This window comes from Microcoleus sp. Pol12B5, from assembly GCF_036701335.1.
In the GTDB taxonomy this organism is placed as follows: Bacteria; Cyanobacteriota; Cyanobacteriia; order Cyanobacteriales; family Microcoleaceae; genus Microcoleus.
Genome location: NZ_JAUBQQ010000003.1, coordinates 39,380 through 58,739, shown reverse-complemented (window position 1 = coordinate 58,739; position 19,360 = coordinate 39,380). Strand labels below are relative to the sequence as shown.

Annotated in this window: 16 protein-coding genes and 1 pseudogene; 7 read left to right on the top strand and 10 right to left on the bottom strand. The window is 46.5% G+C overall.

Annotated features, from left to right (window positions below):
* Positions 1–115: 115 nt before the first annotated feature.
* On the top strand, positions 116–1,618 hold the full coding sequence (locus QUA24_RS02600; RefSeq protein ID WP_333226961.1) for a HoxN/HupN/NixA family nickel/cobalt transporter: 1,503 nt from the start codon (positions 116–118) through the stop codon (positions 1,616–1,618).
* Positions 1,619–1,738: 120 nt separating this feature from the next.
* Here the strand turns inward: QUA24_RS02600 and QUA24_RS02595 are convergent, their stop codons facing one another.
* A complete protein-coding gene (locus QUA24_RS02595) occupies positions 1,739–2,176 on the bottom strand; it encodes a DUF6918 family protein (protein ID WP_333226959.1) in 438 nt (145 codons plus the stop codon).
* Between the two features lie 370 nt (positions 2,177–2,546).
* Positions 2,547–2,729: a hypothetical protein gene (locus QUA24_RS02590; protein ID WP_333080764.1), complete on the bottom strand. Its 183-nt coding sequence runs from the start codon at positions 2,727–2,729 to the stop codon at positions 2,547–2,549.
* 372 nt (positions 2,730–3,101) lie between these two features.
* On the opposite strand from QUA24_RS02590, the gene QUA24_RS02585 reads away from it, so the two are divergent.
* The 3 genes from QUA24_RS02585 (at position 3,102) to QUA24_RS02575 (ending at position 6,717) form a co-directional block, all read left to right on the top strand.
* The gene (locus tag QUA24_RS02585; RefSeq protein ID WP_333226958.1) at positions 3,102–4,823 is read left to right on the top strand and encodes a Ycf66 family protein; all 1,722 of its coding nucleotides are present in this window, start codon (positions 3,102–3,104) and stop codon (positions 4,821–4,823) included.
* Between the two features lie 122 nt (positions 4,824–4,945).
* Positions 4,946–6,412 (top strand): cobyric acid synthase CobQ, encoded by a 1,467-nt coding sequence (gene cobQ, locus QUA24_RS02580; RefSeq protein ID WP_333168137.1) that lies wholly within the window; start codon positions 4,946–4,948, stop codon positions 6,410–6,412.
* 68 nt (positions 6,413–6,480) lie between these two features.
* Entirely contained in the window at positions 6,481–6,717 is a 237-nt protein-coding gene (locus QUA24_RS02575; RefSeq protein WP_006634188.1) for a 2Fe-2S iron-sulfur cluster-binding protein, read from the top strand.
* Between the two features lie 81 nt (positions 6,718–6,798).
* Here QUA24_RS02575 and QUA24_RS02570 read toward each other — a convergent pair whose 3' ends face one another.
* A complete protein-coding gene (locus QUA24_RS02570; RefSeq protein ID WP_333226955.1) occupies positions 6,799–8,139 on the bottom strand; it encodes a hypothetical protein in 1,341 nt (446 codons plus the stop codon).
* 95 nt (positions 8,140–8,234) lie between these two features.
* Between QUA24_RS02570 and QUA24_RS02565 the strand changes: the two genes are divergently transcribed.
* The gene (locus tag QUA24_RS02565) at positions 8,235–9,014 is read left to right on the top strand and encodes an SDR family oxidoreductase (RefSeq protein ID WP_333226953.1); all 780 of its coding nucleotides are present in this window, start codon (positions 8,235–8,237) and stop codon (positions 9,012–9,014) included.
* A 223-nt stretch (positions 9,015–9,237) separates the two neighbouring features.
* Here the strand turns inward: QUA24_RS02565 and QUA24_RS02560 are convergent, their stop codons facing one another.
* The 5 genes and pseudogenes from QUA24_RS02560 to QUA24_RS02540 all read right to left on the bottom strand — a co-directional run bounded on the left by QUA24_RS02560 (position 9,238) and on the right by QUA24_RS02540 (position 15,291).
* A complete protein-coding gene (locus QUA24_RS02560) occupies positions 9,238–10,017 on the bottom strand; it encodes a photosystem II S4 domain protein (RefSeq protein WP_333226951.1) in 780 nt (259 codons plus the stop codon).
* A 238-nt stretch (positions 10,018–10,255) separates the two neighbouring features.
* A complete protein-coding gene (locus QUA24_RS02555; RefSeq protein WP_333226949.1) occupies positions 10,256–11,080 on the bottom strand; it encodes an SWIM zinc finger family protein in 825 nt (274 codons plus the stop codon).
* 15 nt (positions 11,081–11,095) lie between these two features.
* Entirely contained in the window at positions 11,096–14,374 is a 3,279-nt protein-coding gene (locus QUA24_RS02550) for a DEAD/DEAH box helicase (RefSeq protein WP_333226947.1), read from the bottom strand.
* Positions 14,375–14,587: 213 nt separating this feature from the next.
* Positions 14,588–14,710, bottom strand: a pseudogene (locus QUA24_RS02545) (Uma2 family endonuclease); the annotation flags it as partial.
* A gap of 74 nt (positions 14,711–14,784) precedes the next feature.
* Positions 14,785–15,291, bottom strand: coding sequence for a hypothetical protein (locus tag QUA24_RS02540; RefSeq protein ID WP_333084683.1), 507 nt, complete (start codon positions 15,289–15,291; stop codon positions 14,785–14,787).
* 289 nt (positions 15,292–15,580) lie between these two features.
* Here QUA24_RS02540 and serA point away from each other — a divergent pair, with 289 nt between their 5' ends.
* Entirely contained in the window at positions 15,581–17,164 is a 1,584-nt protein-coding gene (serA, locus tag QUA24_RS02535) for a phosphoglycerate dehydrogenase (protein WP_333211887.1), read from the top strand.
* A gap of 184 nt (positions 17,165–17,348) precedes the next feature.
* Positions 17,349–18,239, top strand: a complete 891-nt coding sequence (gene prmA / locus QUA24_RS02530) for a 50S ribosomal protein L11 methyltransferase (RefSeq protein WP_333226945.1) — start codon at positions 17,349–17,351, stop codon at positions 18,237–18,239.
* A 54-nt stretch (positions 18,240–18,293) separates the two neighbouring features.
* Here prmA and QUA24_RS02525 read toward each other — a convergent pair whose 3' ends face one another.
* Positions 18,294–18,887: a hypothetical protein gene (locus QUA24_RS02525; protein ID WP_333226943.1), complete on the bottom strand. Its 594-nt coding sequence runs from the start codon at positions 18,885–18,887 to the stop codon at positions 18,294–18,296.
* Between the two features lie 87 nt (positions 18,888–18,974).
* Positions 18,975–19,292 carry a thioredoxin gene (gene trxA, locus QUA24_RS02520; RefSeq protein ID WP_333105192.1) on the bottom strand — a complete coding sequence of 106 codons (318 nt, stop codon included), beginning with the start codon at positions 19,290–19,292 and terminating at the stop codon, positions 18,975–18,977.
* Between the last annotated feature and the right edge of the window lie 68 nt (positions 19,293–19,360).

Below are 19,360 nucleotides of genomic sequence, written 5' to 3'. Positions count from 1 at the left end.
AGACAGGGGTTTCAACCCCTGGCGGACTGTGAGACTCACGAAAAGATTGATCGCCTCAAAAATCCCAACAAACACAAATAATTCACAAACAAATTACCTAAAAACGAAGGTATTTATGCACTATAAGTTGAACCAATTACTAAGGTTTTTCCTCCTATTCTTCCTGACACTTTCCTTGTTACTAACAACCTCAGCCAGACCAGTTTACTCGCACTGGTCAGACTTATCCGTAGCAGAAATAGTAGTCAAAGATTTGCAAACCGAAATAACATTAACTTTCCCAACCGGTTTAACAAACTTCGCCGACGACAATCGAGACAGCCAGCTACAACCTGCTGAAGTTCGCAAGCACCAAACACAGCTAGAAAAGTTTTTTAGCCAACAAATCCGCATCGCCAACAGTAGCAATATTCAAGGCTCCGTAGCAGTAAACCCGCTAGAAATAGCAGCTAAAACCGCCATTTCAATCCAGCAGCCGAATACCCACAGCACCTTAATTTTAGACTACACCTGGCCCGCACTTTCTCAAGATAAAACCCCCGCTTTGCCTGACTCAATTTCCATCTCCAAACCAGAGAAATTGCGGATTAATTACAATCTGTTTTTGCCCGAAGTTTCGACAGCTAGCTGCCAAGCCACGATTGTGCAAGCGGGTGCTGTAAAAAGCTTTGTATTTACGCCGCAAAACCGCGACTTTTTGTTAGCCGGAAATGAATCTCTCTGGGATTCAGGTTGGAGTTTTTTACTAGCAATAGCGGGAGCATTTGCTTGGGGATGCGTGCACGCGATGTCGCCCGGACACGGAAAAACCATAGTCGGCGCTTATTTAGTGGGTTCGCGGGCTACTCCCCTACACGCTTTATTTCTAGCAGCAACCACTACAATTACTCACACTGCCGGCGTGTTTGCGGTGGGCGGAATTACTTTGTTTGCTTCTAACTTAATTGATCCAGAAAAATTAGATCCTTGGCTGAGTTTAATCTCTGGTTTATTAGTAGCCTTCATCGGGCTAAATTTACTATTAAAAAAACTCAAGACTAGGTTAGTCGTGAAAACTGAATTTATCAAAAAATTTAAGACTAAATTTTTCAATAAAAACTGTTTTTTAAGAACGGAACTCCTTAATATAAACCGTGAGGAACCAGTAAACCTTTTAAATAGAGGAAGTTGGGAGAGAGAATTTACACCTGTAAAACCAGATATATCTCACCACTACCACCATCACGGAGACGGCCGGATTCATTCGCATTTGCCTCCCGGTGCTGACGGTTCTGCTATTACTTGGAAAAGCTTATTAGCTTTGGGGATTTCCGGCGGTTTGTTGCCTTGTCCTTCCGCTTTGGTGATGCTGTTGAGTGCATCGGCTTTGGGCAATGTTGCTTTGGGAATGACGTTAGTTGTAGCGTTTAGTGTGGGATTGGCTTTAGTGCTGAGTGCGATCGGATTAATTTTAGTTTATGCCAAACGAAATTTTGATAAACTGCCCAAACAGATCACAGCAGTCAAATTTATGCCGGCGATTAGCGCGATGTTTGTAATGTTATTGGGGTTGGGAATTACCGGACAGGCGATGTTGAAAATATTGGCTGCCAATCAATGGGTAGTTGGCAATGGATAAGCATAAAATTAGGACTCTCCCTCCTAACTACAAACTTACGAATAAATCTGATTTGAGATACCCGATTTCTTGAAGAAGCCGGGTATCTGGGTATTCTGTTTTTTAGCCGTTGCTCACTTATCAGGCCGCACTATGTTTATTAATAATTTCGGCTAAATCCGGTACTCCGTTTTCCACGTAAGTCTTAGCTGAGGGGCGGAGTTTGGCATAGGCACCTTTAACCATCGATCTTGTGCTTTTCTCGACCCTTTTGTCACTTATCTGGAGCAATTCGTCTGCTACTTCACCTTTTCTTTGGGCTAGATATTCTACTGGGTTGCCATTGTTTACGGCTTCAGTCCACATCGGATCGAGTGCGATCGAGATTTCTGGCAGAAGTTGATCGACGACTTGGGCGCAATAGTCAGCCCGTATCCCCTTGACAGTAGAGTAGGCAGCTTTCAGAGCCATACCACCCAATCCTGACGCTGCTGCAACTTGTTGGTCTATCAACTTTACACAGTCATCAACAAAAGTTTCTCTGTGGTTTTCATTCAAGAGAATATCGCTAAGTCCCATTTTCACTTTCCTTGATTTAATAGTCAATGTGCTTATTAGCTTTAAGCTTAATTTGACATCATATATCTATTTTGAGCCTTTACTCAAGGTTTCCCAAGTTTTTTAAGGTTTGAATGCCTCTATAAGACAGCCTGATGTTGAGATTAGTTTAGTATTTTATGGGGATTAATGTTCTATCTACTACTAATTATTGGCCTACGGTTTGTAGTAAAGGCTTTAGTCCTTATTAGGTGATATTAATGAGGACTAAAGCCCTGAGTACAAACTGATGAGTTGTGAACACTCACATAAAGAGAAGAACTCGAAAAAAATATTAGAAAGGCTCTGCCTAAGTCCGATCGCATTTGCACGTATGAGCTGGCACGTATCATTAGGATTGGACATTCGGCTGGATGCCTGCAGGTACTGCAACGATCGGAAGTTTCTGGGTTTGAGCCGGCCGATCGCTCGATCGCAATACCAAATTTTTCGGTAACGGCGCGGAAGTGCTTAGTCCGGGAAATATTTGAAGCGATAAGGTTAAGCCGGCAGCTAATAATAGTTTTTCTAACATGGCATTGTCTCCCATACATACGCCCTAGGGCATAATTCCTCTTACACCTACAACATATAAACATCCTCAGTCCCTTGGTGCGATCGCACGGGCATAGTTTAAGTGACATCTATCACCACTGAGCAGGGGGTGATGGGAATAGGGGGTGTGGGGATAGGAGGGTGATGGGAATAGGGGGTGTGGGGAAGATTGGGAAATCTTGACTCGCACTTCTGGCGTCAACATCCGTTGAACGTGTTAAATCCTATACACGGCGCATTGCCAAACTTCCCTAAAAATCAAGAATTGTCCTAGAGAAAGAAGCCGTTGAGTCTCTCTCAAAGGTAGAATTAGCGCGTAGAAGTTATTTGACACAGCGGAGGTACCGACAATATGCTTGCATACTTTCTGGCGTTAGCGGTCGGTCTAGGCAGCTTCAGTATTTACATGGCGGCCTTCTTTTTTCCAGAAGTACACCGCAAAAGTGATTTTACCTGGAGCGGGGTAGGGCTTTTTTATGCGTTAATTTTATGGGCTTGTGCGGGACGAATTACTGGTGCTCTCCTGCTTGGTCAAATGGCGGGCGTGGCGATGTTGGGCTGGTTTGCCTGGGAAACTCTGACTTTGCGCCGGCAGGTGACACCGGTTGCTGAGCAAACGCCGATTCCTGAGTCGGCGAATTTGGCTGCAGGAGGCGTGCCGTTTGCTGGCTTGTTTGCCAAGAAAAAAGAACCTGCAGCAGCGAAAAAACCTAAGTTTGTTCGATCGCCCAAACCGAAAACTGATGTGGTTCCACCACCCACTCTGGATAAGGGCGAGGTAAAGCTAGAGGAACAGCCGGCGATTGCCCCCATAGCTGAAAGTATTGCTGAAAGTTCGATCGCCCCAGACTTGAAAATTCCCGACTCGAAACCACCTGCAATTGCAGAAATACCAGTGTTTTCAGTCGAAACTCCTGCTGCTGAGACTTCACCAACACCAGCAGAATTAGCCAGCAGCTTCACTCCTCTACCTCTACCTCTAGAAATTTCAGAAATAGCCGTTGCACCAAGTGTGGAGCCAGCAGAGGCTCAGCCAGAACCTCCACAGCAGCCAGAAGCCGATGATTTTGACGAGGAAACAGAATGGAGGACAGCCGTTAAAGAGTCGCAGGCGGCAGCGGCAGCGGTGGCCCCAACTCCTTCTAAACCAGCTAAAAAATCCGGCGGTTTCGCAAGTCTGTTCGGCAATATCAAAAATAGTCTCGGCGGTATGTTGGGACTCGGTGCGGCTAAAAACAAGTCTGATGCAACTCCCCAGACGCCAAAACCCTCAGTGACTCCAGAATCGATCGCACCTAAATCTAAAATAACGGCAACTCCTGCACCGGGTATCGACCAAATTCTCGAATCCGAATTAGCCCAGGCGGCTGCGGAAGTGGCAGCCGAAACCAGCAACACTGCTGTCGAAACCAGCCTGGGAGTGCCTTTTCCCACCAATGTTGAAGCAATGGCCGCGTTGATGGCCACAGAAACCGCGAGTTCTGACAAAATAGGGGAAACTCCGATCGAAGATCGATCGTCCGCCCAAATCCAGACACCTCTGGCTGCAGTTGGTGAACCGGAATCAGCAGCAGACTTACCAGAAGCAGAAGCCCCTGGTGTATCTCTGGAAACTCAGACACCGCTGGCTGCAGTTGGTGAACCGGAAGCAGCAGCCCCTACTTTATCTCTCGAAGCCCAGACACCGCTGGCTGCAGTTGGTGAACCGGAAGCAGCAGGCGTACCAGAAGCAACAGCCCCTGCTGCATCGATAGAAATGACTGTGGTGGAAATGGCAGCGCCTGTAGAGATAGAAATACCGGGAGAACCTGGGTTGAGCGTGCAGGTGGAAACGGTTTCAGTATCAGTGATCTCGATCGAATCTACAGATAAAACACCATCTTCTGAGGGAGAACAACCGGAATTGATTCGCCCGAATCCCCTCCCTTCCACAGATAAAACACCATCTTCTGAGGGAGAACAACCGGAATTGATTCGCCCGAATCCACCCCCTTCGGAGCTAGTAGAAGCTGCTCGTGCGGCCGATGAATCCACGTCTGAGAATGTATCCGGCGAAGATAAGCCGTCATCTTAAGGCAGAAAGCAAAAGGTAGAAACCAGAATTTTTTTGATTCTGCCTTCTGCCTTCTTACTTTTTTCTTCTTACTTCTTACTTCTTACTTCTTACTTCTTACTTCTTACTTCTTACTTAATATTATGAAAGCAATTATGGTCGTGGGGACAACATCTCACGCAGGGAAATCTTTACTCGTGGCAGCTTTGTGTCGAATCTTTTCTCGGCGAGGCTGGCGGGTAACTCCGTTTAAAGGTCAGAATATGGCACTGAATTCCTATGTCACAGCGGCCGGCGGAGAGATTGGTTACGCTCAAGCAGTGCAAGCTTGGGCTGCGGGCGTCGCACCTTGGGTAGAAATGAATCCGATTTTGCTCAAGCCACAAGGAGACATGACTTCTCAACTGATTGTCAAGGGTCGGGCGATCGCTAATGTGCGAGCATCTCAATATTACGAGCAGTATTTCGATATCGGCTGGCAAGCTATTCGGGAATCTTTAGAATTTCTCAGCCAAGAATTTGACATGATTGTGTGTGAGGGAGCCGGCAGCCCTGCTGAGATTAATCTCAAACACCGCGATTTAACAAATATGCGGGTAGCTAAATATTTAAAGGCTCGAACTTTGCTAGTAGTTGATATCGATCGCGGCGGTGCTTTTGCTCACATTATCGGTACTTTGGAATTGCTCGATCCAGACGAACGAGCTTTAATTAAAGGATTCATTATTAATAAGTTCCGAGGACAAAAATCGATCTTAGATCCGGGCCTGACTTGGCTAGAAGAAAGGACGGGAATCCCGGTAGTTGGGGTGATTCCTTGGATAGACGAAGTGTTTCCCTCAGAAGATTCTCTCGATTTGCTCGATCGACGTTCTCCAAATTCTCAAACCGACATAAATATTTCGGTCATCCGCCTGCCCCGAATTTCCAATTTTACCGACTTTGACCCCCTGGAGTCGGAAACTACCGTCACAGTCAAATATGTCAGCCCAAAAGACCATTTAGGCCATCCAGACGCCGTGATTTTACCAGGCTCTAAAACTACAATTTCCGATTTGCAGGTGCTGCGCCAAACAGGTATGGCAAAAGCTATTCAAAATTATTTAGTAGCTGGCGGTACAGTCATGGGAGTTTGTGGCGGCTTTCAGATGCTGGGAGAAAGTATCACGGATAAAGAAGGCGTTGAGGGAGAGAGGGGAGAATTTCCAGGATTGGGGTTGCTGCCTTTGAAAACTGCGATGGCACCGAACAAAATTGCGCGCCAACGAATCGTAACATCTAATTATCCTCAACCGGGTTTGCCAGTTTCCGGTTACGAAATTCATCAAGGAAAAACGCAAATCCTAGAGTCAGATTTGACTCAACCGCTATTTGACGATGCTAGTTTAGGCATTGTCAATACTTCTCAATCAATTTGGGGTACATACCTGCACGGCATTTTTGACAACGGAGCTTGGCGGCGAGCTTGGTTAAATCACTTGCGGCAGCAGCGGGGACTCCGCGCATTGCCTACAGGTATTCCTAATTACCGAGAACACCGAGAAACTCTGTTAGACTCTCTAGCAGATACAGTGGAAAAGCATTTAGATATCAAGCATATTTTAGGTTAATTAGTTAACTGTTGACTGTTGACTGTTGACTGTTGATTATTGTTTATTAGAGTTGAGGTTCAAATTCAATGACAAAAGTTTGTTTTTTACCAGATAACGTGACAGTTGAAGCTGAACCTGGAGAGCTTTTGCTAGATGTAGCTAAACGTGCAGGGGTTTCTATTCCTACTGGCTGTCTCATGGGTTCTTGTCACGCTTGCGAAGTAGAAATTGATGGGGGAGATACAATTTGTGCTTGTATTTCCGGCATCCCTTCCGGGAAAAAGCAAGTGACAATTAATCTGTATGTTGACCCGACTTGGTAATTTGTCACTTAGCAGTTGGTTGTTGGTTGTTGGCATTAGTCATTAGTTAACAGTCAACAGTCAACAGTCAACAGTCAACACCTAATTTTTTTGCCATTCTTGCTGTTTCTTGCGAGCAGATTGCAGCCATTTTTGGGATTCGGGATAAACAGTTGTGCCGGGTTTGACGGATTCTAATTGATTGATAATTTCTTGCAATTGGCCGAGGGCGTAAGCGGGATTTTGACGGGGAGAATTTACATTATTTTGCAAGGAAGCAAACAAGCTCTTAGCCTGGTTCAAAGCTTCCACTGACTCTCTCTCTGCTGTCAGTCGAATCTTTGTAGTGCCTAAATTATTTTGATATTCAGCTAGTTTTGTTTGAGCGTCAAGATAGCCCGGATTATCAAATGTAATTTGGCTGAGTCTCTCAATGGCAGCTTGCCACAAATCTGCTATTTTTTGCCAAGTTTCTGCAGAATGGGGCGGTTTCTGGGATGCGACGGCGGCAGTTAAGGCAAATTCTTTTGCTGCTTCGATTAAGTTGTCCGCACGCACCGATCCGGTGGCTACACCGCCCATTGCTTTAAAATCTCTTTCTGCTGCTGTGAGTGTTTTCTTAGCCGTTTCTCCCGCGAGGGTTTCGGCGGGAATTTGATTGAGTTGGTCGATCGCACTTTGCCAATTTACTGTCGCTTTTTGTCTATCTGCAGCGGTTTTGGCTTCCTGATACTGCTGTTTCGCCGCGTTGAGAGTTTGTTCGACTTGATTTAACTGAGTAAAAGCATTTTTTTGCTGGAAAATCTGAGCCTCCATCCGCCCGACATTTTTGCGGGCAGCTTCAAATTCATCGAATGTAAACTGCCAACTGCAGCGGAAAAAAGAGCAGTACCTCTTTGGGTAATAGCCGAGGAACCACACCGGCAAGGCGTCGAGGTGTTTTTGCGCTTGTTTTGCTTTTATTTCGCCCAAGTCAAAATCAGCAACTGCAGTGGCTTTATTCACCAGTTGATCGGATTGTTCCACAAGGGCGATCGCCTGCCGGTAATTGTGATCCATACTGATAAAACTCGGCAGCAACAATATCGGCATTGTTTTGGCGACGGGCCAGCGAATCATGGGAAAAGGTAGGTTAATCAGCCAAATTATCCCCGCAGCACTTCCCAGCAAACTCCCAGCAAAGATGATTTTACCGAACAATCCGGGCGGGCGGTTGGCTTTGACGGCTGCTTTGAGAGCTTGTTCGCTGAAGTTGGGAAATTCGTCTTTGAATGTATCGCGGATTTCTTCTCTTGAGGCGAAAGTGCCGTTTTGCAAGCGTAACTTCTCCAACCGCTTGATTACCATCCGTCGGTAGACATCACCGGCTAGACTATCAGCCGCCGCGCACTTGTCAACTTCGGCCCGCAAAATTTCAAAAGCTCGATCGGTAAGACGCGCCATAAAACTCACCTATTCCCTTTTAATTATTTTACAGGTTCCCGTGTAAATAATTGTTAAAATATATAAAGCCCACATCAAATATCCGAATTAATTTCATGCCCACTGCTTTAATCACTGGTGCTTCTGGTGGAATTGGTGCAGCCTTTGCCGCCGAATTAGCGAAACGCCAGCACAATCTAATCTTGGTAGCTCGTTCCGAAGACAAATTGCAACAGTTAGCTGCTAAAATGCAACAGGAATTCAATATTTTAGTCGAAATTATCGTTCAAGATTTGACCGCAGCCGGAGCCACAAATGCTGTATTTGACGCGGTTGTTAAAAAAGGTTGGACGGTTGATTTGTTGGTGAACAATGCGGGTTTTGGCGATTACGGTGCTTTTGCCGATCGCCCGCTTGCGAAACAACTAACAATGGTGCAACTAAATATTGTAGCATTAGTTGAACTATCCCACTTGTTTTTGCAGGGAATGCGGCAGCGAAAATCAGGAAGTATTATCAATGTTGCCTCCATCGCAGCTTTTCAACCGATGCCGTACTTGTCAATGTATGCAGCTACTAAAGCCTTTGTTTTAAGTTTCAGTGAGGCACTTTGGGCAGAAAACAAAGATTTAGGAATTGGCGTTTTGTGCCTTTGTCCAGGGCCGACAGAATCGGACTTTTTCGCAGTAGCTGAATTTCCGAAAAGTTTGGCATCCAGCAGTGGACAAAAACTCGTTCCGGCAGCGGAAGTCGTGCGAGATGCTTTGAAAGCTTTAGAGAAAAATGAGTCTAATGTTGTAACAGGGGGAATTCCCAATCAAATCATCGCCAATCTGCCTCGATTAATGCCGCGAGAACTTTTGGTTAAGTCGGTAGAAAAGGTGTTTCGGCGTTAATTTTTTGCAGGAAAGGCCGCCCGGAACTCAAGTTACGGGCTAATAGCGAAAGTCGGTTGAAATTGAGATATTGCACCATTCTCAAGAACCTGTTTGAGCACAGGCAAGATGCCTGTGCCACTAAAAAAATTAGGTATTGTGGGGAGTAGGGGTTGGGCGTCCCGCCGGCCTTTGGAAACTTATTAGCAGTGGTGCAAAATATGAGTTATACCAATTCCCAGAATTACAAATATCGAGTTAACTGGACTCGATAGCGTTCCTTCTTAGTAACAGCAACTTCCCCAATTTCCAATCTTCCCTTGCCGGTAACAGCAATTAAATCTCCAGACTTGACATTATAACTAGCTTGAGTAACGTCTTTCCAGTTAACTCGCACGTCGCCGCTGCCAATTAAATCGGCCATTTTGCTGCGAGACATTGCGAATCCAGCCGAGGCGACAGCATCCAATCTCATGGATGCTTCAACGGTTGTCATTTCTTTCTTTTTGGGTTCTCTAATTTTTAGTTCGCTCAACTCAATGCGCCGCGTTTGTACAGGAACCGATCGCACTTGCTGCAAACTCATCTCCAAATACTCTACCATCTCCGGCATGACAATGGCTTGCGCGCCGCGTTCTCCCAAAACAATCACATCACCAGTTTTCTCGCGGACAATTCCCGTACCCAACATCGCCCCCAAAAAGTCGCGGTGAGAAGCTGTATCGAACAAGAAATTGCCAGCGATTTCTACCGCAGCAACGTTAACGCTAGCAGAGTCGATCGGGATATCCGATCGCGCGATCGCTATTCTTTGTCTTTCAGCTTGCGGGTAGCCGCCCCAAGCCACTAATTCCACGTCTGTTAAGCGCTTAAATACCGTCAGAGTGTCCGCCAATTCTGGAGGCGACAGAAAATCAGTCTGAGTAACTTCCCAAGTTTTAATTGCTTGTTCCGCTTGGTCGATCGCCCGCGCCACACATTCGCGGTTTTCGATGCCTTTTAACAGTTCTTCTCTTTGTAACATCAGTTAATGCTAGATTCTAATTTGAAATTGCCAAAGCTTGCTGTAACTAAAAAGTCTACTTTTTTAACAGTCGCACTAATTTAATTATAGTCTAAGATCATCAAGTAACGAGCGTATGATTTTAGTTGCTGGTAAAGCTGATATGATGAGCACGATTATTGTACCAAATCTATGAAGTCTTCGAGTTTAAGTTTTTGCAAGAGTTCGATCGAGTATGGCAGCAAAATTGTCCACCCAACTACTTATTCTTCTTCACCCGCAAATACAGCTCTTCCATCGCCTCAATAAACGAACCATCCTTGTGCCAAAACTGTGGAAAATCTCCCTGTTTCTTCACCACGATCGCACTTACCCCACTCTGTACCCCCACATCAATCGTCTGCGGTAATCGCTTCGCACCATGCCAAAACTCTTTCAGGCTGACCGTTTGCGCCTCACTGGCGATCGCCTGCGTGTAATAGGAATCCACCGCCACAGGGGCCGCTGCATCAGCCGTCAACTCCGCCGCCAGTGCCAAGCCCAAAGGCGTTTTTGCTAATTCGCGGTGCAGCACTTCCTTAGAAAGCCCCCGTAATTCAAACAGTAAAAAGGGATCTTTGTCCAATTCGGCCGCCACCAAATAATAAACTCCGGCAATATGTTTGCAGGGATTGCTATAGTCTGGGCAAGAGCAAGTGGTTTTAAAGTCCTCACGGCTGCTGGGTAAAAGGTGCAATCCGAGGGGTGCAAAAGCATTTTCAATGTTGTCGGGCATTTCGTTGAGCAGCAGCCGAGAAATGAAGCTGGCTTTTGATGCCATTTGGGCGATCGCCACTTTCCACTTTGCCTGACTAATCGGCTCAAACTCAATTTTAGTTTTGTACAGAGGCTCCTTATAAACCCCAAAATAAGGATTAACCGAGCCTCTTACTTCTGCCATCACTAAGCCATCATTAATCTTAAAGCTTTTTACCTTGTCATTCCGTGCATAGGAACGTCCCCGTCCGAGTCGCCCAGAATCTGTAAATCTTTCCAGCCCCTCGATAAATTTATTGCCCCACCAAGTCCGAGTAAATTGTGACATATTTTTTGGCTTCTCCTAATCTAGAACCGCATTTTTATTGAGCCTAATTAATTTCTTAAATGCCTCATTATCCAACTCAGTCAACCACGACTCATCCGCACCAATAATTGACCCTGCCAATTTCTTTTTGTCTTCAATCATTTGGTCAATCTTTTCTTCCAAAGTGCCAATCGCCACAAACTTATGCACAAACACATTTTTTTGCTGTCCGATCCGAAACGCCCGATCGGTCGCCTGATCTTCCACCGCCGGATTCCACCAGCGATCGAAATGGAACACGTGATTGGCTTTTGTCAGTGTAATTCCCACACCGCCCGCCTTCAGTGACAGAATAAATACCGAAGGTTCAGACTCTGGATCTTGAAACTCTGAAATCATCCGTTCCCGTTTTTCGCGGCTGGTTCCCCCGTGGATGTAGTAAGTGTTGTAATGTAGCGTTTGTTTAATGTATTTTTCCAACGCGCTTCCCAGTTCTGTAAACTGCGTAAATACCAATAAACTTTCGCCTTCTGCTTTGACTTCCTCAATCATCTCGATCAGCCGTTCCAGCTTGTGCGATCGCTCTGGTGTAAACTCACTTTCATCTTGCAAAAACTGGCGCGGATGGTTACAAATTTGCTTCAGCTTCAGCAGTGTCGCCAAAATCATCCCCTTGCGCTTCATCCCTTCCGTCGCATCAATTTCTTGTTCTACCTCTTTGACGATCGCTTCATAAAGCGAAGCTTGCTCGCGGGTGAGATTGCAGTAGAGCTTTTGCTCAACTTTGTCGGGGAGATCCTGAATAATCGACTTATCGGTTTTCAGGCGCCGGAGAATAAAGGGTTCCACTAATTTTTTGAGCGCTGCCGATTGCGTGCGACTCCCATTTTTTTGAATCGGGATCTCAAACAACTTCCGAAACTGCGCCTCTTTACCCAGATAGCCCGGATTGAGGAAATTAAAAATTGACCATAAATCCAGCAATCGATTTTCCACGGGTGTTCCAGTCAGCGCCAACCGATGGGTAGCAGGCAACTTTAAGATCGCCTTTGTTTGCGCCGCTTTCGGATTTTTAATATTCTGCGCTTCATCAATTACCACGCGATGCCACGCTACGCTGCTCAACAGCTTCTCATCTTTTCGCACCAAGGTAAAGGAAGTAATCAACATATCACAATCTTGGACGGCGGCTTTAAATGCTTTGGCATCTTGCAAACGTTGAGGGCCGTGGTGAATCAGCGATCGCAATTCTGGAGCAAATTTTTCCATTTCCTTTTGCCAGTTACCAACTACGGATGTGGGCGCAATGAGCAGCGTGGGTAGAACCGAAGGTGCGATCGCTTTTTCTGTCTCTTTTGTAGTAGATAAGACTTCCCGCTCTTGCAATAATCGAGCAAGTACCTGCGCCGATTTACCCAAACCCATATCATCGGCAAGACAGCCATTTAATCCCAAGCTTTCCAAATAACTCAACCAAGAAACGCCGCGCTTTTGGTAATCCCGTAACTTGCCCTGAAACTTTGCTGGATCGGCAATTAACTCTAAGCGACTCTTATCGTTCAGCTTCTCCAACATATCCGATAAAGCCCGATCGCGCTCAACCTCCAACTGTTCGCTCGCTTCTCCTTCTGCCGTCAACTTCATAAAGTCAATCAGGCTTAAATCGGGGTTTTCTTCGCGATGTTTTTGCCAAAAATTTAGCATCTCCTGCATCTTGTCTTTGTCCAGTTCCATCCATTGTCCTCGGAACTGTACCAGCGGTGTTTTGCTATTTACTAACGCCTGCCATTCTTGTTCGCTAACCCGTTCACCCCCGATCGCCAATTCATATTGATATTCCACCAAGGAATCCGCCGAAAACAATCCTTTGCCCTTGATTGCAGCGCTCTTGCTGCCCTTCCCTTTGACTTGCAGGCGAATCTTCGCCCGTTGTCGTCCCTTCGGCGTCCACCAAGCGGGGACAATCACTTTGTATCCGGCATCTTCTAATACCCAAGCAGACTCGCTGAGAAAGGTGAAAGCATCATCTAAGCTGAGGGTAATGTTAACGGGTTTGTCGGTTTCTAGCCCTTGCCAAAGTTGGGGATAAATGCGGGCAGCGTAGCCGAGATTTGTCAGCAAATGTTGCTCAAAGTTGTCTCCGAATTGTGTTTGCAACTGTTTTTGTTGAGTCGATCGCGATCGCCAATAATCCTGCAACGGCATCCGCAGAGATGGGTCTTTTTTCGCAGCCACCTGAAACTCTAAAACCCAAGGTTGTTCGGGGTTTTCGGGGGATTGTAGTTGAAAGCAAAGGGAGAATGAGTCAGCAGATTGATTGCGCGTAATGCGATCGCGCCAGGTTTGCCATTGCCGGTATTGTTCGAGGCTTACTGGCGCGATTTTTCGTGTTTGGTTGAGGCAGATTTGAAGTAAAGAATCCGCAATCTTATTTTCAAACGATGCTGGGATGGGGGTTTGAGTGACAATTTCCGCGATCGCACACTCGGAAAAATGCCGCAGCAACCGTTCGCGATCGTAGAACTTTGGTGTATCTTGTAGCTGGATCTTCCGAAAACCGGACACACAAACTAAAGGCATCCATTCAACATAGCGTTGTAAATCAGTTTCGTACTGTGTTGAAACAATTTCCCATCCCGGATAAATCTCAAAGCTGGGTTCAATTTTGGCAGGTGTTTTTGGAGTTTTTGCAGTTGTTTTGGTTTTTGTCTCGCCCGCTTTCTTACGCCCGCGCGTGGCTTTCTCAGCGGGTTCGGATGTTTCGATGGGTGCGATCGCGATCGGAGCAGTTTCTCGATAGCGCAACGCCGGAATATAATGATCTTTCAGAACAATTTGCTTAAAATTTTGGGTGTAGTGATACCAAAATAGCAAGTCTGAACCAAACTGAACTTCTGCTAAATCGTAGAGGGCAAAAAAATGCAGATCGTTCAATACTTTAGTCAAAGTGTGGGTGGCGATGCACACACAATCAACTTGCCAATACTCCAACTCAAATGTTTCGGGTAACTCTGTCTCTAAATATCGCGCTAGTTCTAAAGAGGGCAACGGCTGGTTGTCAGCAGTGGGGAGTAAAAAATACCGAGGGACGATCGCGTATTCTCGCCCCATCGCACTTGTATTGCTGACTGCTGACAGTTGAATCCCGGCTTCTTTCGTTAGAAACTCTCTTAACTGTGCCGTCCCCAATTGTCGGGGGTGAACTTTAGCAGGCTGTTTTTTCTTTGCAGTGGTTTCAACCCAAAGACAAAAAGTTCCACCTTGAACAAAACTCTCTTCTGTTTGAGGAATCCAAGTCCCGTGGAGGATTTTCATAGGTCATACCATCAATTAGCGGGAAAAGATAAGACGGCGGTTGAAAGAGACTGTTGGCGAATTCGCAGGGGCTGTTACCCATCACCTCTGGGAGGCAGTATTTCCGTTCACTATTGGTAGTTAATGGCTATATGGTCAATTAGACATTTAGTCTAGAACCACTATTTTTAGGGGTGGGAGGTGAAGCCCTTTATTGATTCGCCAACAGTCTCTAATAATCAATCCTCCACTAGCAGTCCGCTCAAATCTGAAATCCCGGTTGTCTATACACAACTGAAAAAACTGCTCGTCTGTTAATTCGAGGGGAGAATGTAGGGGGATAGTTTGTGATTCCATAACTGCCTCCAAATATTACACGAGTTGAATGTCAACAGTTAACAGTTAACCGTCAACTGTTAACAAACAAATAACTAAGTCTCTGTATAACCTTGGATATTTTCCGGTTTAAACTGCTGCAAAATCTTCGCAGCTTTCCCAGTCAAATCATCAGTACCCTTAACGGCAATCAAAAATTTACCCGCATTCAAACGGTTGCGGTAGGGCAAAGCATCGCCGCTACCAAAAGCCATACCGCCCGCGCCTCCAACAAACACACTGCCCATTGCAGCGGCGATCGCACCGAGTACACCACCGATCGCATGATCGCCAATTTCTCCCGCCCAGGCAAAAGTCTTCAACTCAGTAATCAAGCTGAAAGTAACCCCAGCAATAAAGCCAAAGGGAATCAGCCAAATAGCCATGAGTTTAGCTTGTTTCTTCGCTTGCTGGTTCGGGTCGATTAAGCCAAATTCATCAGCAGTTTTGTAGCCGCGGCCCAAAATACTCACCTGCTTCATAGGCAAGCCTTCTTTTTCCAGAGCACAGTAGGCAGCTTCGGCTTGAATTCGATCGGGCAGTACAGCGATAAGATAATTCATTAGCAAACAATTCCTGATAGTTAGGCTTGAATAGCCAAAGTCTATTATAGACCGAAAAGACATACTAGCTAAGCACTTGGGGGATTTTCAGACGGTCAGAGAGTCTGATCGCCCGCAAAGCTAAAATATTTCATGCAAAAAACGGCCGACCTTGACCGAATACAGATACAATTCAAACTGCACAAAGGCAAGCTTGAGCTGAGCTGTTAGATACTGCTCTAAGTCTAAGTCTCAACTTTGAGCTCGCCAACGCTCGGTCTATTTTTACTATTGCACTCAATTGCTTGCTATGCCTAAAGTTCTAGTATCCGATCCGATCGACCAAGCCGGAATTGACATCCTCTCCCAAGTCGCGCAAGTTGACGTAAACACAGGACTCTCAGCCGAACAACTGGTAAAAATTATTCCAGATTACGACGCTTTGATGATCCGTTCTGGCACCCAAGTTACCAAAGAAATCATAGAAGCCGGGAATTCACTTAAAATTATCGGCAGAGCCGGCGTCGGCGTAGATAATGTCGATGTACCCGCCGCTACCCGCAAAGGAATTGTAGTCGTCAATTCCCCCGAAGGCAACACGATCGCCGCCGCCGAACACGCGCTTGCCATGATGCTCTCGATGTCTCGCCACATCCCGGAAGCTAACGAATCCGTCAAAGGGGGTAAATGGGAACGCAACCGCTTTCTCGGCGTAGAAGTTTACAAAAAAACCCTCGGCATCGTCGGTTTGGGCAAAATCGGCTCCCACCTCGCCGCCGCAGCCAAAGCAATGGGCATGAAACTGCTGGCCTACGACCCCTTCATTTCGACCGAAAGAGCCGACCAGTTGGGCTGCCGCTTGGTAGAACTCGAACTGCTGATGCGCGAATCCGACTACATCACCCTGCACATCCCCAAAACGCCGGAAACCCTGCACTTAATTAACGCTGAAGTGCTGTCGAAAATGAAGCCCACGGCCCGCATCATAAACTGCGCCAGAGGTGGCATCATCGACGAAGCAGCCCTCGCAGAAGCCATCAAAGAAGGCAAGATCGCCGGCGCAGCTTTGGACGTTTACGAACACGAACCGCTGGAAGCTGATTCCCCGTTGCGGAGTGTCGGCCAGAACATCGTGCTGACGCCCCACTTGGGAGCATCCACAGCGGAAGCTCAGGTAAATGTGGCGATCGACGTTGCTGAACAAATCCGCGATGTACTGTTGGGGCTGCCCGCGCGATCGGCTGTCAACATACCAGGAATTTACCCAGACTCGATCGAAAAACTCAAACCCTACTTGCAACTCGCCGAAACCCTCGGCAACCTCGTCAGCCAGCTAGCCGGAGGCCGAGTCGATTACCTCAACGTCCAACTCCAAGGCGAATTGGCCAGCAACCAAAGCCAGCCCGTAGTCGTTGCCGCCCTCAAAGGCCTGCTCTCCCAAGCCCTGCGAGAGCGCGTTAACTACGTCAACGCCAGCATTGAAGCCAAAGAACGCGGAATTCGCGTCGTCGAAACCAGAGACGCCTCAATTCGCGACTACACCGGCTCCCTGCACCTCTCGGCCAAGGGAACTCTCGGCGAACACACCGTGACAGGTGCTGTGCTCGGCGAAAGCGAAATTCGGATTACCAGCGTTGACGATTTCCCGGTCAACGTTTCCCCCACTCACCATATGCTGTTTACCCTGCACCGCGATATGCCGGGGATTATTGGCAAAATTGGTTCCCAATTGGGCAGTTTTAATGTCAATATTGCCAGTATGCAGGTAGGCCGTAAAATCGTGCGAGGCGATGCGGTGATGGTTTTGAGCCTCGATGACCCTCTACCAGAGGGGATACTGGCTGAGATCCTCAAAGTTCCGGGAATTCGGGATGCTTACACGGTAAATCTTTGACGGATTTAGGAGTTTAGATTTTGGATGCCAGGGCTGATAATTGGTAATGGGTAATTGATCATTGGTAATTGGCCTGAAAGCGGGAATTTTTCTATTAGCCAATCCTCATTCCTCACTCCCCAGTTCCCAGTCTCCATTTCCCCTGGGCCAATCTAAAATCTAAAATCTAAAATCTAAAATCGTTATGGCACATAGCTGGTGGGAAATTAGAATTCTTTGCGATCCGGCGCTGGAAGATATCATCTTTTGGCGTCTGGAACGATTTAACTGTCAGGGAACTGCTACGGAGATCAAAAGCAATTCCTGCCTGATGTCGGCTTATTTGCCCGAAGAACAGGCAGGATTGCTGGATTTGGCCGCTCTGTCTCTGTGGCTGCGCCAAGATGCTCTGTGTGCAGGTTTGCCCCTACCTGCGATGCAGTGGGATTTGATTGAAGACGAAGACTGGGGCAGCACTTGGAAGGAGCACTGGCAGCCTCAAGAAGTGGGCGATCGCTTTTTAATTAATCCGGCTTGGCTGCCCTTACCAACCGATACTGATCGCGTCATTTTGCGTTTAGATCCGGGTGTGGCCTTCGGTACTGGTGCTCACGCTACTACTCAACTTTGTCTGGAGTCGCTGGAAATGCGGCTCGGTTTTGATGACAAAGAGTGCATCGTTGCTGATATCGGCTGCGGATCTGGTATTTTGTCGATCGGCGCGGTGTTGTTGGGCGCTACAAAAGTTTATGCTTTGGATACTGATCCTTTGGCAGTGCGATCGACTATTAGCAACAGACTACTCAACCGCGTTAATTCTCACCAGTTGGTTGCAGAACTCGGCAGTATCGATCGCTTGAAGGAAATGGTCGATGAGCCGATCGACGGTTTGATCTGCAACATTTTAGCAGAAGTAATCATTGATTTAATCCCGCAGTTCACGGCAATTAGCAAACCGACTACTTGGGCCGTGCTCAGCGGCATTTTGCTCGAACAAGCTAAGCCAATTGCTGACACTCTCGAACAGCACGGCTGGATTGTGGCTACTCTATGGAAGCGTCAAGATTGGTGTTGTTTTAATATTCGTCGGAGTTAACAATATGGTAATTGCTAATTCCTAACTGCTAATTGGTAATTTTGAGTTCATGTTTCATCTTTGGGAAGTGAATTTAAATAAATGTCGCACCTGAAAATAAACCGCGCCAGCCCAGTAAAAACCATTCACCAAAATCAACAACGTTTTTCCAGTATAAGAATTAACAAAACCAAAAACGCGGTAAGTTGAGATCAGCACTAACAACATTTCCACTAGAGAAACAATTGACCCATAGTGCTTCCTATCCCAATAAGAAAACGGACTGATAAAACGGTAATTGCTGAACGGAAAAAAGTGCCGATGAGCGTCGTCATTGTGGACAGGCAAATCTCCCAGAGAGTGTAGTATCATGCTGACAAACAGAATTTGCACACTTTGCCAGCCAAAGTAATAAGCAATTAGCAAACCAATAACCGCCAGGGGAATTGAATGAAACAGAGCCACAATATCTTGCACAAAAGGCTCATAATATGCTTTTGACCAAATTGTAGCTGCGGGCAAGCGAGCAATGTATTTGGCCCAAAAGTAAAATAGAAATATTGGGATGTCGGGTAAGATTCCGCCGATCGCAATAATGAGATTAGCTTGCGGCAGTTGCGGTTTGCCGAGAATAGCGAGATTGATAATAGCGTGGCTGGGAGTCTTCATAGGTAGGGTGCGTCAACTAGGATTATCTTATTCATAATGAATCAGATATGAGCTGACGCACCCTACGTGTGAGATAATTGGCTCGTGCTACAAGAAAGGTTGCACTCGATCGATCAACTGCGCCGGTTGCATAACTCCCTCAATGCGATCGACCTCAGCGCCATTTTTGAACAACACCAAAGTCGGCAAAGCATAAATGTGATACTGCGACGCCAACTGTTCGTACTTATCCGTGTCAATTTTGACAACCATCAGCTTGTCTTTCATCTGACCACTCACTTGTTCCAAAATCGGTGCCATCATCTGACAAGGCCCGCACCAAGTAGCGTAAAAATCTACCAACACCGGCAAGTCAGAGCCCGATAGTAACTCCTCAAAACTGCTGAACTGTTTTTGAACTGCCATAAGACAAAATAATTTTTTGGGTTCTGGCTCGATTTTAGTGCAAAATTCTCTGGTAGATTGCGAGGATA

What these genes read in the sequence shown, in the direction of transcription:
- QUA24_RS02600 (WP_333226961.1), top strand. Translation starts at nt 116, where the DNA reads ATGCACTATAAGTTGAACCAATTACTAAGGTTTTTCCTCCTATTCTTC.
- QUA24_RS02595 (WP_333226959.1), bottom strand. Translation starts at nt 2,176, where the DNA reads ATGGGACTTAGCGATATTCTCTTGAATGAAAACCACAGAGAAACTTTT.
- QUA24_RS02590 (WP_333080764.1), bottom strand. Translation starts at nt 2,729, where the DNA reads ATGTTAGAAAAACTATTATTAGCTGCCGGCTTAACCTTATCGCTTCAA.
- QUA24_RS02585 (WP_333226958.1), top strand. Translation starts at nt 3,102, where the DNA reads ATGCTTGCATACTTTCTGGCGTTAGCGGTCGGTCTAGGCAGCTTCAGT.
- cobQ (WP_333168137.1), top strand. Translation starts at nt 4,946, where the DNA reads ATGAAAGCAATTATGGTCGTGGGGACAACATCTCACGCAGGGAAATCT.
- QUA24_RS02575 (WP_006634188.1), top strand. Translation starts at nt 6,481, where the DNA reads ATGACAAAAGTTTGTTTTTTACCAGATAACGTGACAGTTGAAGCTGAA.
- QUA24_RS02570 (WP_333226955.1), bottom strand. Translation starts at nt 8,139, where the DNA reads ATGGCGCGTCTTACCGATCGAGCTTTTGAAATTTTGCGGGCCGAAGTT.
- QUA24_RS02565 (WP_333226953.1), top strand. Translation starts at nt 8,235, where the DNA reads ATGCCCACTGCTTTAATCACTGGTGCTTCTGGTGGAATTGGTGCAGCC.
- QUA24_RS02560 (WP_333226951.1), bottom strand. Translation starts at nt 10,017, where the DNA reads ATGTTACAAAGAGAAGAACTGTTAAAAGGCATCGAAAACCGCGAATGT.
- QUA24_RS02555 (WP_333226949.1), bottom strand. Translation starts at nt 11,080, where the DNA reads ATGTCACAATTTACTCGGACTTGGTGGGGCAATAAATTTATCGAGGGG.
- QUA24_RS02550 (WP_333226947.1), bottom strand. Translation starts at nt 14,374, where the DNA reads ATGAAAATCCTCCACGGGACTTGGATTCCTCAAACAGAAGAGAGTTTT.
- QUA24_RS02540 (WP_333084683.1), bottom strand. Translation starts at nt 15,291, where the DNA reads ATGAATTATCTTATCGCTGTACTGCCCGATCGAATTCAAGCCGAAGCT.
- serA (WP_333211887.1), top strand. Translation starts at nt 15,581, where the DNA reads ATGCCTAAAGTTCTAGTATCCGATCCGATCGACCAAGCCGGAATTGAC.
- prmA (WP_333226945.1), top strand. Translation starts at nt 17,349, where the DNA reads ATGGCACATAGCTGGTGGGAAATTAGAATTCTTTGCGATCCGGCGCTG.
- QUA24_RS02525 (WP_333226943.1), bottom strand. Translation starts at nt 18,887, where the DNA reads ATGAAGACTCCCAGCCACGCTATTATCAATCTCGCTATTCTCGGCAAA.
- trxA (WP_333105192.1), bottom strand. Translation starts at nt 19,292, where the DNA reads ATGGCAGTTCAAAAACAGTTCAGCAGTTTTGAGGAGTTACTATCGGGC.